The sequence below is a fragment of the Agaribacter marinus genome (assembly GCF_030160655.1).
GTDB lineage: Bacteria > Pseudomonadota > Gammaproteobacteria > Enterobacterales > Alteromonadaceae > Glaciecola > Glaciecola marina.
Window position 1 is genome coordinate 1,677,380 of the sequence record NZ_BSOT01000005.1, and the last position, 12,896, is coordinate 1,690,275.

Consider the following 12,896-nt stretch of genomic DNA (forward strand, 5'->3'; position numbering starts at 1 on the left):
TAAACTAAATGCCAAATAACTGCAGTGGATTTACGTTTTTGTTACCCGATATGGCGTCATCGACGTCAAATAAAGGGCGCATTGCACAAGGGATCATGTGCGGCGACGATGTAAACGTTTCATACAGTGTTTCTATGTCTGTTCTCGAAAACCTTACACCTGTGCGAAAATAATGCGACACAGCCGCCTTCACTCCACCAAACACAGCGCTTAGCTCCTCACTATTCGCTTGTGCGTATGAAACTCTGCCATATACAGGTTTAAAGGCCTCGTTTTTAAGTAGAGGATTACATAACTTGTGAATATCAAGAAATTGACCATCGGGCGACGTCAGTAATGACTCTAAAAACAATGATCTATCAAGCATTGGGTACCCGTCACCCATTTGAACATCATTCTTAAACACCGGCGTCATTGTCGCTTTACTTTTACCAATCGAGTACTCACCTTGCTTTGTCGTAATAAAATATAAGCCTAAGGTATTTTTGCCAATTAATCGCGTCAGCAGCTTTTGAATAGTACCCGAATACCCTACGTCAACGAATATAGGCGCCCCACCTGACAATACATTTAGGCTACCAATATAATCTCTATAATTCCCTCTGCTTGTCGCGACCGCAGAGTTGAGTACATCTAGATGCTTGTAAAAAATAGTAGTCAAATGAGCATAGTCATCAGGTAGTGATATTGTCTTATTCAAAACATCGTTTGAGAAAATCGTTTTAGTCACCGCATGAGGAAAACCAAAACGTGCACTCATTAGCGCATCGATGGTGCCATCAAACTTATGCTTACAACTGTATTCCCAAGAAAACGGGTCTGCTATACAAATGCGAAACAAGAAGGTCCGAGATGCAAGTAAGTATACAGATTCTTGATTGTCAATTAATTGATTCTCGGTTAATTCTTCATAAATTTCTTTTAAAAAGTATCCTTCGCGCGCAAGAAAAACTATTGGCGAATCAGGGTTTTCCAATATGCAATCCCTTAAAGAGTGCATATACTCACTGCAAATAGGGCCTAAAAATTGAAACCCAAAATCTGCGAGTCCGGTAGTTTTATGAAGCATGCTACATTACAATTCTTCTTATTGTTATTAACCCAAAAGCATAACACACCTAGCACCTTGAGCACAGATAGCGTTAAAAAATATTAACCATGGGGTACATTCGAGATTACATGTAAGTTGCATAGTTTAAATTTTGACTCTATGCTTCCCAACAAATTTACTATCGGCTATCAAACATAACGTTAACTTAAAAGGGATTTCACTCATGAACCCATACAATAATCAGCCAACTAGGGCTTTTTGGAAGCCAGCGGTGGCATCACGAAGTATGTATGAAATCAACGACGATATATGGAAACCCAAGTTCAATATTATTCCATCTAATCGGGTATCCACATATGGCTCTTGTTTTGCCCAACATATAGGGAGAGCGTTAAAAAGCAGAGGGTTTGGTTGGTATATTACGGAACCCCCCCCATTCGGTCTCAACCCTAAAAATGCAAACGCATTTAACTACGGTATTTTTTCATCTAGAACTGGCAACATTTATACTTCATCACTCCTTCGTCAGTGGACAGAGTGGGCATTTGGATTCAAAACACCACCTGAAGAAGTATGGGAAAAAAACAATCGTTTTTTTGATCCCTTTAGGCCTAACATTGAACCAGAAGGGTTTGAGTCTGACACGGAGTTGCTTAGGTCTAGAGCCCACACTATCCAAATGTTCAAAAAAAGTGTTATGAATTCGAATTATTTCGTCTTTACTTTAGGGCTTACAGAGTGTTGGGTTAACGAGGAAAAAACATACGAATACCCCATTTGCCCAGGCGTTGCAGCGGGTGACTTTGATGAAAAAAAACACAAATTTAAGAATCAACAGTTCCAATCAATCTTAAAAAACCTCTCAGAAGTCTTCAATATAATGAGGAAATTTAACGCTAACTTAAAATTCATATTAACTGTTTCACCAGTTCCTCTAACAGCCACTTATTCAGCCAATCACGTGTGCGTCGCAACAATGGAGTCGAAATCTATACTGCGCACGGTTGCTGGCCAGTTGGCAGCAAATAGGCCTTACGTAGACTACTTTCCATCATATGAAATGATAAATAGTCCAGTGTATAAAGGATCATTTTTCGAACCCAATCAAAGAACCGTTAGTAAATTTGGAGTGAAATATGTCATGGACACATTTTTTCAATCAATTAGCAACAAATTTGGCACTCACCAAAAAAACCAGACCAACCTTGAAGACATAGACGATGACATGATCTGTGAAGAGCAATTGTTAGAGGCATTCGGGCAATAGATGAATATTCTGATAATTGGAAACAGTCACGTAATAGCACTAGAAGCCGTATTAAAACATATAAATATATCGGACTATGCAAACTTAGATTTTATAGCAGCAGCGGGCGGACAAGTGATTGAGCATTATGATTTCACGTCGATGACCGTCAAAGCTAAAGACAAAAATGCTTTGGCATTCGATATTAAAAATTTGGATGAATACGACGTAATTTTCGTCTATGGGCTTAGGCTTAGATCGTGGGCTGACGGAACAAAAAATTGGTTAAGATTGCTAACAGAAGCCAGTGCAGAGTATTTAAGTGCAGCGGTTAAACAGCAAATGTTCAAAGATTATGTGACTGACTCCGCTCACTGTAGGGCACTCCAACTACTTGGTAAATTAAATTTGTTGGACCGAGTAATAAGCGTGCCTTCACCATTGCCAATTGAACGTGAAAGCAACTTTCAATTCAAAAATAATGACTTACGTCTCTACGAAAGTTCAATGGCAAAAGAAATACAAAAGTTAGGTGTTAAATTTCTCAATACACCTAGCGAGCTAAATTGTGACAATGGTATTTTTACTAAGCGGCTATATAAAACATCTCGTGACGATGACTTCAATCATATTGACGAAGTTGGTGGGAAAATTGTACTGAAGCTTTTTGTAGAAAACGCATATGAGCTAAAAGGAAGAGATTTAGATAAAAAATGGAGTGAACTATGAAGCGTAACGATATGACTGAAAGTTACTCAAGCCAAAAAGTGAATGAAGTAATTAATGTATCCAACAGTATTCGGAGCACCTTGTCAAAATTCGTTGGCACTTCAAATAAACCAAACACATTTGTTTCTTTAGGCCAAAATTGTAGTTCTGCTTGGTACTTGAAACAAGTAGGTTTAAAAACAGCGTCCTATCCATTCGATTGGATATTTAGCTCAACTGAAATAGTATACGACTGCATTCAAACGCGTTTTTCGCGTTTTTTAGACCGCACATATTACATACAAAAAACAGAAAAGTCTGCAGGGCACTACCTATACCATTCCAGTTTATTTAATCACCGCAACCCTCTGTCTAACGACAAGGATTACAACTATTACGAGAGAACTTGTAAACGATTTTTAGAAATAATTGATTCGCAAGAGGAAGTAATATACGTCTTAACACTTGTAAATGAACCAACTAAACGACCGGGGTGGGCAAATGGATTCACAAACCACTTTCCCATGCCAGAGAATCAATCAGTTCAATCTGCGGATAAACTTATTAGTGAATTGAGTGATAAAAATCCAAAAGCTAAATTCATTGTCATAGACCACTACACAACAAGCAATAAACGCTCTCATTGTGAGCTCACGAAAAAAAACATGTGTTTTATAGAGTTCAACGCATTAGGGCGTAGCACTGGCGTAAACTATGTTTCCCCCCTAGATGACTTCAGTTTTAAACTGATGCTCAGCGGCTTAACACTCTAAAAACCATCCTACTTTCCTTCGCCTTCAATGAGATTAGTCAGTATTTTTTGGTATTGTATTCGCTCGTGCTCAAGGCTATATCTTTGCTTAATGGTGCTTTTTTCCTTTGAACGAATATTTTTATCGAAAGCATTTTTGACGTTTGTTTCAGCATAAAATTTTTCCAGTGCAGAAAAAATATCCGCTAATGGATAATTGCAAATAGTTATATTGGAAGACACATCAGCGTATTCAAAATTCGCAATACAATTCGTCATTAACACGCGCTCGCTATAATATGCAGCTTCGATTCCTGGTAAATAAAAGCCTTCCGTCTTGTGTGGTAAAAGCACACTTAGGGACGCTGAAGCCATCGCCTGGAGTACCGTATTTTTAGTTTGTAACTCATCATGAAGAATAAACGTTAAACCTTTTTTTTCAGCCCACTCAGCTATCTTTACTCCAACGCCCGGTCTCTTCTTCGCCAGAATATAGATATCGACCTTTTTACCATCAGTGATAATTTCCGGTAAGTGATGACCCATTGGCACATGCACACACGGACCATTTGCATATGGTTCGATTGCACCTCTCACGGATTCAGACACACATATTCTGATAGCGTAGTATTGAAGATAGTAAAACTGTTCATGCGCTGGGTCAGCATGCCGTAAATGTTGAATCAGGTTAATCTTTGTTTGTAGTGGGTCAAAATATGGTAAATACGCCTTCCAATCTAAACCAGCTAAAAATACAAAATCAGATTGGTCTGGCCTGTATTCTTGCTGATAATTAACGCCTTCGCAATTAGCAAAAATATTTGAATCGTCGCAAGTGGAGGTAAGATACAAATCGCAGCATAGTTTTTGGTACAACAATGAGTGTTCTAGGTAATCTCTTACTTTTTGATGACCACCTGTGTATCCTGTAAAATCTCGATAAAAACTTATATTCCGCAAATCGTTAACTAATAGTTTTGTTATATAGGTTTAGATTAACATGCAAGAATTTTTGGCCCAAGTATAAATAATCCAAAAAACTTGAAAACAAGACCTTGGACAATGACGAAACAAAAACTCGTAAACTTACATATTGTTGGTGCGCAAAAATGTGGGACATCAGCATTAGCCCACTTTTTAAATCTACATGAAGATATTTATGTGGTAGATGGTAAAGAGGCACATGTTTTTGATTCTCCGGAGTTTTTGCGCTCCAGTCAAAAGATGTTATGTGCTAAAAGTATTTACGCTTCAAAATTAAGTAGGTATAAACACCAAGAATATATTTGTGATGCAACCCCAATTACTTGGACTGACACAAAATTTTTGCAACACTGTTATGCGTATAACAAAAAAGCTAAATTTATCATTTTGTTGCGACATCCTGTTGCAAGAGCGTTTAGCCAATTCAAGATGTCGTCAGTCCGCAAGCAAGAAAATAAATCATTTCTTTATGCTGTGCTTTTGGAAAAACGGCGACTAGCAAAGCATGAAAACGATTTGAGTTTCTCTTCACCTTGGCGACATCAAAACTATCTAAAAAGGGGGGTATATACGCAACAACTTGAACAAATTTATGCATTAATTCCTTCCAACCAAGTTATTGTGCTGTATCAAGAGGAGCTAATGCGGTCCCATCAAGCTACCTTGAATAGAGTATTTTCATTTTTAAACGTTAAAGAAAAAGAAATCCCCCAAGAGACAATATTTACAGGGACAAGCCAAAGTGCAAGCTTCCTTGACAGTCTAGGTCGAGCATATGCTTATATATACTATTGGCTAAAAGGGGAAAACAGAAAAAATTGGGACAAAATTATACAAAGCGCTCAAGAAAGCGTTGATGAACGAAACTAATTGAATTCTCCGTCCGCTTGAACTCATTTATTAGTTTAGTCAACCATCTATGGTCAATGACTTCTGTTCTCATGGATGCCAATTCTAACCCCTTTTTATTGATACAAAACATCTTATCCAAAGGGTAGAAACGAGGTTTGTCCTGAATATCTGGTAAAACCCAAGGAGGGTACGATGGCAACGCCAAATGTGGAGAATGTTCGAATTCGCCCATACCTGAATACAAAGAGTAGAAGGCGTGCTGCCCTCCTAACATAGAATACCATGCCAATACTAATCTTTGTCGTGATAGTTCAGACTCACTGCATCTGCAATGCATCAAAGCAGTCCACTCACATTGCGCTATGCCATCATTATCCTTTTTAACGCTAAGTATTGATTTAATTAAACTAGGATAGGTTACTTTGTCGATGATGTGCACATCTATTGCAACATTGTTATATGAATTTAATTTAGATCCGTACTTGATATGGTCAAGTTTTTCTAGAAATATGCTCACCTTATATAAGCCAGCTTGCTGTGAGATTAACGTAATAAGAGCATCAAATGCTTTTGGCTCAAAATCATACACACAGATGTGAATTGCGCTTTTATTAATTAACGTATTTTCTTTAGACGGTACATTTACGTTTTTATCAACGCCTCGGCACTCATTATCGTCATTCACGCCATTAAAAATAAATTGGAGAATTTGTTTAGGCCACAAGGCTCGCCAATGAAAATCAATAACATATGATAAACACTCCCTCGCTTCCGTTGAGTAAATAGCGTTCAACCCTTTATTAAGCCATAGTGTATTGTCTTTCGCTAAAAAGCTAAGACGATTATTTAACTTGTCAAAAAGCTTACCATTTTCAATATCATCATAGCCAATAGATAGGATTCTTTTGTAATCAATATTGTGAGGCAATAATGCAAAACGATGACTTAAAGGTTTGTGATCGCGCTCGCTACTGACGACCAGTTTATCTTCTCTTGTATCTTCACATTTTTTGAATACATTTTTAGTGAATTCATCGCCAGACTTATCTGCAAAATCGTACACAAAAGATAGAAATTGGTCATTTTCAAGATATATATATGTCTCTTCGAGTACTAAAAGTGCTTTAGAAATAGTACGATAATTTCTTGTTTTATTCCCAAGCCGTAGAATATGAAAACCAACAAATTCACTTATGTTAAATAAGCCATTTCTACTAGCCTCCTCTGCTATGCAGATATAGTCGCATAATGAAAGTTGTTTAGTTAGCAGAATAAAAGACAAATACAATGATAGTGTTTCATCTTTATATTCTGCCGCCTGTGCTAACAACCAATCGATTGATGATACTTGTGACGTTGACATACCTAGTAGGACTAAGTTGAAGTTATCGGGTAAATCCTCTTGGCGCCTAAGTGAGAATGGGTTTGCATAAGGCAAATCGGTCAATTCCGCTTTATACCACACAGAATTTCCCTCGAAAAATCTATCCCACAACCCCATATCCAATGGTAATTCTTTTTTTCTACATTTGTCGAGTAGATGTAGAATACTAGACCGAATTTTGAGTACTCTAGCGATCACCCACTGCCCTTGCATATGCCCAACTTTTGCTAGTTCACAATAATCTTCTGCATTGCCCCCATCCCTATGTAAGACATTTTTGAAGTTAGAAAAATGATATCGAGCTTGAGGAATTCGAATTAGCGCTCCTCTCAATTCAGACCAAGCTAGCTGAGAAAAATCGAATTTTACATCTGCAAAAATGCTACTTTGTAATGTACCTACTTCAGGGAGTAGAATAGAGGCTTGTTGATACGCAAGATTTGGGAGATCTGACAAGCGTTCTAAACGCTCAAAACATGCGTTGAGTTGTTCAACTTTAGAGGCGTCCAGCATTTTTTCACCACACTCTGGCGCTGATTTAGTTAAGATATCATCTTGATAAGTGGATAGTTCTAAGTACGTCGAATCCAAACCAATCTTAGTACAAATAGACGCAGGAGGCTTGGCACCAGACACTAAGGACTCTTGGGATACCAAAAGGCACTTATCTTTGTTTGCATCAACAAAGTCACAAATTCTGTTATTTGCAGAAAGCCACATGTCATAGGCCAGACTTTGTTGCTGCCAGAAACTCAAATTTTCTACATGTTTTTCAATGTCATGAGCACTACTAATAAAATGTCTACTGTGCCTTTTAAGTAGTGAATACGACGCCGTTTTCCAGTCTCGATAAATGAAGACAAAGCGTATATCTTCTCCACCAGCCACATTCCAATCTTTGAGAAAATGTACAGCTCTTGGATCTTTAACACCTAATAACTTGTGTGAGTCAGTATTAGCTAACACAGTTCTACGTTGTTTAATGTAGCTTTCAATGTAATTTGGCAACCATATTGGCTTTATAAGCGGAGAAGAATCGTGATAACGCCAATCTGAACCATTCAAGTGATAAATTTTATCATGCAGTCGAACAACGGGCATATCTTCAACATGACCTAATGGGTTACTAAACGTAGCCCCCATTAACTCCTCTCCCATGCTCACGCCATTTGCAAGTAAAGTTTGAGCAAGAAGAGACGTGCCACTTCGATGAAAGCCACTGATTAAATAAAAATATTGCGTAACATTCTTCATTTTGTTTTTATTGAAACATTATCCATTCAACACGTCCTTAATTCGCTCAGCTATTTGTCTAGGCGAATAGTAACCACTGGTATTCAATCGCAGAATATCTGACTCGTGCATCTCTAGCCTTTCAAGAATATGCTGTGGAAACACACGTTCTTGAAAACTCAAGGGCTGAGGTTTTGTGTGGTTTAACTGCATTTTCTCAAATAGACATACGCCGTCAGACTTTACGATTTCTTCATAGGCAATTACATCTGCATTATTTGTAAAGTAACGTTCGCAAAACCATTCATAAATTAATAACTGGCGCTTTATCACTGATACATTTTGGAGGCGTCTTTTTAGTTTTTCATCGTTATTTTCACCAGCAGGAATATGCCCACGCCCAATGGGTAAATCTACGGTCCACCAAGACAGCAACACATCAACAGGGTTTCGGACAATACAAACAACATTAAAACTCGCTAACAATTTATCCAAATATGCGGTAAACAATGCGTTTTGTTTTATTACTAATAAAAAGTCTTTACCAATATAGTCCGCAACGCAAATCCTTCCTCTTTGCGCCGTTTGTTGCCGCCGACCACTATTCACATCTCTTTCTTGACCAATTGGGTTGGAAATATTTAGGCCGCAAATATCTCCATGCTCAAAGGGTAAACCATGTCGAACAGCGCCATACAGTTTTCTCGCTTCAAACGAAATAACAGCTGCTGCATTATCATCATAAATATTGATAGATTTTGGATTTAGGGGTTCATGAAGTGCAACAACATGCTGTTGCTTGTTAAGTAGGTGACAACAAAGCGTGGTACCAGAACGAGGGACACCGCTAATCAAGGTTATTTTATCAATAGTCATATATTTTAGACGAAAAAAAAGCCACTGTTGAGTGGCTTCTTAAAATCACCAAATATTAGTTATTTTCTGGAGTAAGAATAACTGTATCTGTTGAACCGTCATTTTTGTTAACGATTTGAGTCGTTACTTCAATATCATCCAGTTCTGACTCTATTTCAATAGTTGCAGTAGTTCTAGTACCACTTCCAGTGATTGTCACGATGTCAGACGCTTTAAGCATTAGCACACCATTCTGTGGAATAGTACCTGATGCTGCAGTACCAGGAGTCGCAGTGATACCATCCTCAGACTTAAAGGTAAATGAGTAGTCTGCAGCAACGCCAGAATTAATGAAATATATACGCTGATTAACTTTATCAAATGTGCTGATATAAGGAACAGAAACAGATGTTGTGTCATAAGTAATTGAACCAACACCGCCACTGAATCCATTGTCAGACGCAGATACACTATAGCTACCGCGTAAAATCACATCCTTCTCATCACCATTATCGAGACATAAAAATGCCGCAGTAGTAACAAGGTTAATGTCATCTTTAGACGTTGCGCTACCAGAATCATCAGCTATCACTAATTCACCTGCAGTACCACCACAAGCAGCAGCGTCGTTAACTGTCCACTCACCAAAACTGAAGTTACCAGTAAATGTTGGCTTTTCAGCAGTATCCAAAATGACGTCAGAAACTACAACACCCGCACCAGTTGCTGCAAGCAAATCAGTGTCAAGCATATCTGCATCGCTAGCATCGATACCACCAAGGCTACCTTCAGTAGCATCACCGGTTAAGGTAGTGAAACCATCTTTAACAATCGCTTCCAAGTTAGATGATTGGATAGCCGCACCCAATGTAACAGCACTATCAACAGAAGCGATAGTAGCTGTTTTAGACGTTATAGGAGCAGTACCTTGCGCAGCTAAAGTTAGTGTTTCAAAGATGCCAAATTTAATTGTGGCATCATTGCTCAAACTAATGCGAAGGCTATCCGGCGTAAAGGTCATTTTATCGCCTTGGTCCAAATCATCAACATTCCCCGCATCTGCAGTGTGAGGTATAACTCTATAAATAACACTACTTTGACCCGCGTTACCATCTAGTCTTATGTCAATAGCAGGAGCGTTTGTCGCAGCTTCACCTGCAGTATCATGCACTAGGTCGTTATCAGCTAATGCATTTGCAAATGCCGCATTAGTCAAATCGACTCTGATAAAAATCTCATCGCCTTCCGCAGCAGGAAAGTCAAGTTCGAAGTCAACATCAAGAGCAGCATCTTCAGGGTCTGCACCGTCGTCGATCACTAGTGGGTATAAGCCGTCAACCAAATCAGCATTTAGTGCCTCTGATGCAAATACCGGAAAAGCAATAGCGTTACCAGTAGCATCCGCATTAATTGGCCCTACAAATGGAGCAGCATTGGCTGTCGCTGCAAAAAGTGCTGCAACAGATGCAGCAAGTAATTTTTTATTTAGCATTTAAAACTCCTGAGAGTGTAGATTAAGTTTTTTGTTTGTCTTGGCGCACTGCCAACATAGTAATCTGGATGACTTTGCACCAGACATCCCCTATAAGGTACAACACCAACTTGTCGCATTCAACTTTTTTTATTTTATAACTCTTTGTTTTTTTAAAATAAGAGTCAAAAGCAGTATCCATATCGGCGCGATCCTTCAGATATTTAACTACTTTACGCTTTTATAGCACGAAACCTAGTGATTGCAAGCTTTTCATTCAAATTTTATTTAATACTCAGTGTTTTTAAAAATATTCTGTGGATATCGTTCATTTTGCAATCATTTGGGTGAAAGGCTTAGCCACACCTCGGCCTAATTTAATACGTCGAGAAAGCGCTGCATCCTCGGTATATAAACGCACTACAAATTGATTACCACCATTAGCTGAATACAGCTCTTCTGGCATAGTCAAAATACTTGGTTCAACTAATGCAGCATCTGTCTCAATAACAAACCAGTTTCCGTTATCTCGCTGATTTATTAGCTTGTCAGCACTACCACCGAAAATATCCCGCCAAAGCTTAACTGGCATGGCATTCAAATTAATCGTTGGCGTTCGATTTAAATTACAGTTATGCATGAGGTACGAATCTCTTTCAAGGTAAGCTTGCCAGCCATATACTAGCGCTAATTCAGAACAAGCCTGCAGTAAGTAGTTTTTAGGGTGGTACTGTTGAAATTGCTCTTTCCCAAGCGGTTTTTGTAGCCTATCTTCGTCGGCATAATCGTTCAACGAATCTAACAGTATACCTAAACTATAGGTACTTAACGCTTGCTTACGTAGGAATAGCTTTAGCCAGTTTTGGCCAGGTGTATTAATTGGAATTAAGCCATCCGTGTTTTGAATATAAAAATTGATACCCTCGTGCTTATATACATAACTATCTACTCTCAATTCGTCGCCTGTCACCGTATTTTCAAAAAAACCATCACTGTTTTTAACAAATCTATTAATTGCCGTTCCTTGGCTAAGGCCAGCAATAGTGCTTCGCTGAGTGGCTAATAAATAGATTATTTCGTTTAGCTTTGCATGCATAGTTGCTAAGGCATATGCATTGTCTTGTGCTTTTTTTGCAATGTTCAATCGACGTTCCATTAAACCACTGGCCCCCGCAATCAGAACACTTGTAATCAGTAAAAATACGATAACCGCCACCAAAACCACACCCGATTGAGATTTGTGCCAAATACTATCATTCATATCATCAGAACTCATACTCCCCAAACACCGCCATTTCTGGTGGTGTTTCTGCTACTCCCGCATGTAAAGGATGTGCTACCATCATCGTATTACACCATTCAGTCACACATGTTTGTGCATCGCTAAGTTTATTCAACGTTACTGTTTTGGGTAACTCCGCATGGGCTTCGTTAAACAATAGCGACAACTGGCCACTTGTTTTTTCATAGGAAAACCAAACCTCCTGCTCAAAATTCAAAACTAGCACTTCAAGGCCAGTTCGCTTATTGGTATACCACAACTCTGTCGCATAGGCCTCTTGAGTATTTTGACGAATATTCCATTCAATCTTTGTTGGTCCAACGTTGCTATCATCAATGGGGTAGACAGTCGTTAAGCGGATACGTTTGCTATCTCCGAAAAACATGGGGATATCAGGGTGGTGTTGAATTGCCCCTTCTATCGACCGCCTAAACCAAGCCCCTCCGATATTCGCCGCATTATTTAATTGACGTTGCTCTAGTTTTTCAAAACTTCGCCATATTACCGATAATGACGACACCAGTAATGCAGTTGCCAAGGACAAAATCACTAACACTACCAATAGTTCCATGATGGTAAACCCATTGGCCCCCATCTCATTTACGTGAGGAGTTGTCTTATCGCTATTGAGCGTTAAGGGGTTAACTTTGAGTTTATTTATTGACTTATTATTTGCCACTGTTTAACCAGTTTAGTATCAAGTTCAGCAACGAGTTCAGCCTTGTAATAAAATTGGAGTTCAACTTTAAACAGAACAACTTCCCATTCGGGTTGCCTCACAAAAGGTTCATCCTGAGAGTTTTTAAGGGGGGTGGCTTGCCATAGAACACGCATTTCACCTATATAAATTTCACCATCTTGCTCATTTTCAAATGACGTATTTTGTAGGTGAGCTATGGTTTCATCAAATATTTGCTCGAGCATTAGGTTCTTTTGAATCTTCTCCGATGCGACTTGTGCAGAGCCTAGCCATTCACTGAGTACACCAATTGAAATTGATAAAACTACCAAGGCTACAATGGCTTCTATTAATGTAAATCCTCTTTGACATCGTTGTAGACTAATAATCCTACTCATAT

12 protein-coding genes are annotated in these 12,896 nt (G+C 38.7%); 4 read left to right on the forward strand and 8 right to left on the reverse strand.

Annotated features, from left to right (window positions below):
* Positions 1 to 4: 4 nt before the first annotated feature.
* Positions 5 to 1,069, reverse strand: coding sequence for an HAD family hydrolase (locus QQK00_RS08985; RefSeq protein WP_284217139.1), 1,065 nt, complete (start codon positions 1,067 to 1,069; stop codon positions 5 to 7).
* 205 nt (positions 1,070 to 1,274) lie between these two features.
* Here QQK00_RS08985 and QQK00_RS08990 point away from each other — a divergent pair, with 205 nt between their 5' ends.
* From QQK00_RS08990 to QQK00_RS09000, 3 genes are read left to right on the forward strand one after another with little or no spacing between them, the layout of a single operon-like run.
* Positions 1,275 to 2,318 carry a GSCFA domain-containing protein gene (locus QQK00_RS08990; RefSeq protein ID WP_284217140.1) on the forward strand — a complete coding sequence of 348 codons (1,044 nt, stop codon included), beginning with the start codon at positions 1,275 to 1,277 and terminating at the stop codon, positions 2,316 to 2,318.
* Positions 2,319 to 3,026, forward strand: coding sequence for a hypothetical protein (locus QQK00_RS08995; RefSeq protein ID WP_284217141.1), 708 nt, complete (start codon positions 2,319 to 2,321; stop codon positions 3,024 to 3,026).
* Positions 3,023 to 3,778 carry a DUF1796 family putative cysteine peptidase gene (locus tag QQK00_RS09000; RefSeq protein WP_284217142.1) on the forward strand — a complete coding sequence of 252 codons (756 nt, stop codon included), beginning with the start codon at positions 3,023 to 3,025 and terminating at the stop codon, positions 3,776 to 3,778. The genes QQK00_RS08995 and QQK00_RS09000 overlap by 4 nt, the downstream gene beginning before the upstream one ends.
* Positions 3,779 to 3,786: 8 nt before the next feature.
* Here QQK00_RS09000 and QQK00_RS09005 read toward each other — a convergent pair whose 3' ends face one another.
* A complete protein-coding gene (locus QQK00_RS09005; RefSeq protein ID WP_284217143.1) occupies positions 3,787 to 4,716 on the reverse strand; it encodes a hypothetical protein in 930 nt (309 codons plus the stop codon).
* A 102-nt stretch (positions 4,717 to 4,818) separates the two neighbouring features.
* Between QQK00_RS09005 and QQK00_RS09010 the strand changes: the two genes are divergently transcribed.
* Positions 4,819 to 5,610: a sulfotransferase family protein gene (locus QQK00_RS09010; RefSeq protein WP_284217144.1), complete on the forward strand. Its 792-nt coding sequence runs from the start codon at positions 4,819 to 4,821 to the stop codon at positions 5,608 to 5,610.
* Here the strand turns inward: QQK00_RS09010 and QQK00_RS09015 are convergent.
* From QQK00_RS09015 to QQK00_RS09040, 6 genes are all read right to left on the reverse strand, one after another.
* Positions 5,570 to 8,230 carry a hypothetical protein gene (locus tag QQK00_RS09015; RefSeq protein WP_284217145.1) on the reverse strand — a complete coding sequence of 887 codons (2,661 nt, stop codon included), beginning with the start codon at positions 8,228 to 8,230 and terminating at the stop codon, positions 5,570 to 5,572. The two genes, QQK00_RS09010 and QQK00_RS09015, sit on opposite strands and share 41 nt — an antisense overlap.
* Before the next feature lie 18 nt (positions 8,231 to 8,248).
* Positions 8,249 to 9,085, reverse strand: a complete 837-nt coding sequence (locus QQK00_RS09020; protein ID WP_284217146.1) for a sulfotransferase domain-containing protein — start codon at positions 9,083 to 9,085, stop codon at positions 8,249 to 8,251.
* Positions 9,086 to 9,140: 55 nt separating this feature from the next.
* Positions 9,141 to 10,556 carry a hypothetical protein gene (locus QQK00_RS09025; RefSeq protein WP_284217147.1) on the reverse strand — a complete coding sequence of 472 codons (1,416 nt, stop codon included), beginning with the start codon at positions 10,554 to 10,556 and terminating at the stop codon, positions 9,141 to 9,143.
* Between the two features lie 307 nt (positions 10,557 to 10,863).
* A complete protein-coding gene (locus QQK00_RS09030; protein ID WP_284217148.1) occupies positions 10,864 to 11,811 on the reverse strand; it encodes a type II secretion system protein GspK in 948 nt (315 codons plus the stop codon).
* Positions 11,801 to 12,496, reverse strand: coding sequence for a prepilin-type N-terminal cleavage/methylation domain-containing protein (locus tag QQK00_RS09035; protein ID WP_284217149.1), 696 nt, complete (start codon positions 12,494 to 12,496; stop codon positions 11,801 to 11,803). Before QQK00_RS09035 ends, QQK00_RS09030 begins: the two co-directional genes overlap by 11 nt.
* A complete protein-coding gene (locus tag QQK00_RS09040; RefSeq protein ID WP_284217150.1) occupies positions 12,475 to 12,894 on the reverse strand; it encodes a type II secretion system protein in 420 nt (139 codons plus the stop codon). Before QQK00_RS09040 ends, QQK00_RS09035 begins: the two co-directional genes overlap by 22 nt.
* Positions 12,895 to 12,896 lie beyond the last annotated feature (2 nt).

Coding starts and splice junctions, on each gene's coding strand:
- QQK00_RS08985 (WP_284217139.1), bottom strand. CDS start 1,069: ATGCTTCATAAAACTACCGGACTCGCAGATTTTGGGTTTCAATTTTTA.
- QQK00_RS08990 (WP_284217140.1), top strand. CDS start 1,275: ATGAACCCATACAATAATCAGCCAACTAGGGCTTTTTGGAAGCCAGCG.
- QQK00_RS08995 (WP_284217141.1), top strand. CDS start 2,319: ATGAATATTCTGATAATTGGAAACAGTCACGTAATAGCACTAGAAGCC.
- QQK00_RS09000 (WP_284217142.1), top strand. CDS start 3,023: ATGAAGCGTAACGATATGACTGAAAGTTACTCAAGCCAAAAAGTGAAT.
- QQK00_RS09010 (WP_284217144.1), top strand. CDS start 4,819: ATGACGAAACAAAAACTCGTAAACTTACATATTGTTGGTGCGCAAAAA.
- QQK00_RS09015 (WP_284217145.1), bottom strand. CDS start 8,230: ATGAAGAATGTTACGCAATATTTTTATTTAATCAGTGGCTTTCATCGA.
- QQK00_RS09020 (WP_284217146.1), bottom strand. CDS start 9,085: ATGACTATTGATAAAATAACCTTGATTAGCGGTGTCCCTCGTTCTGGT.
- QQK00_RS09025 (WP_284217147.1), bottom strand. CDS start 10,556: ATGCTAAATAAAAAATTACTTGCTGCATCTGTTGCAGCACTTTTTGCA.
- QQK00_RS09030 (WP_284217148.1), bottom strand. CDS start 11,811: ATGAGTTCTGATGATATGAATGATAGTATTTGGCACAAATCTCAATCG.
- QQK00_RS09040 (WP_284217150.1), bottom strand. CDS start 12,894: ATGAGTAGGATTATTAGTCTACAACGATGTCAAAGAGGATTTACATTA.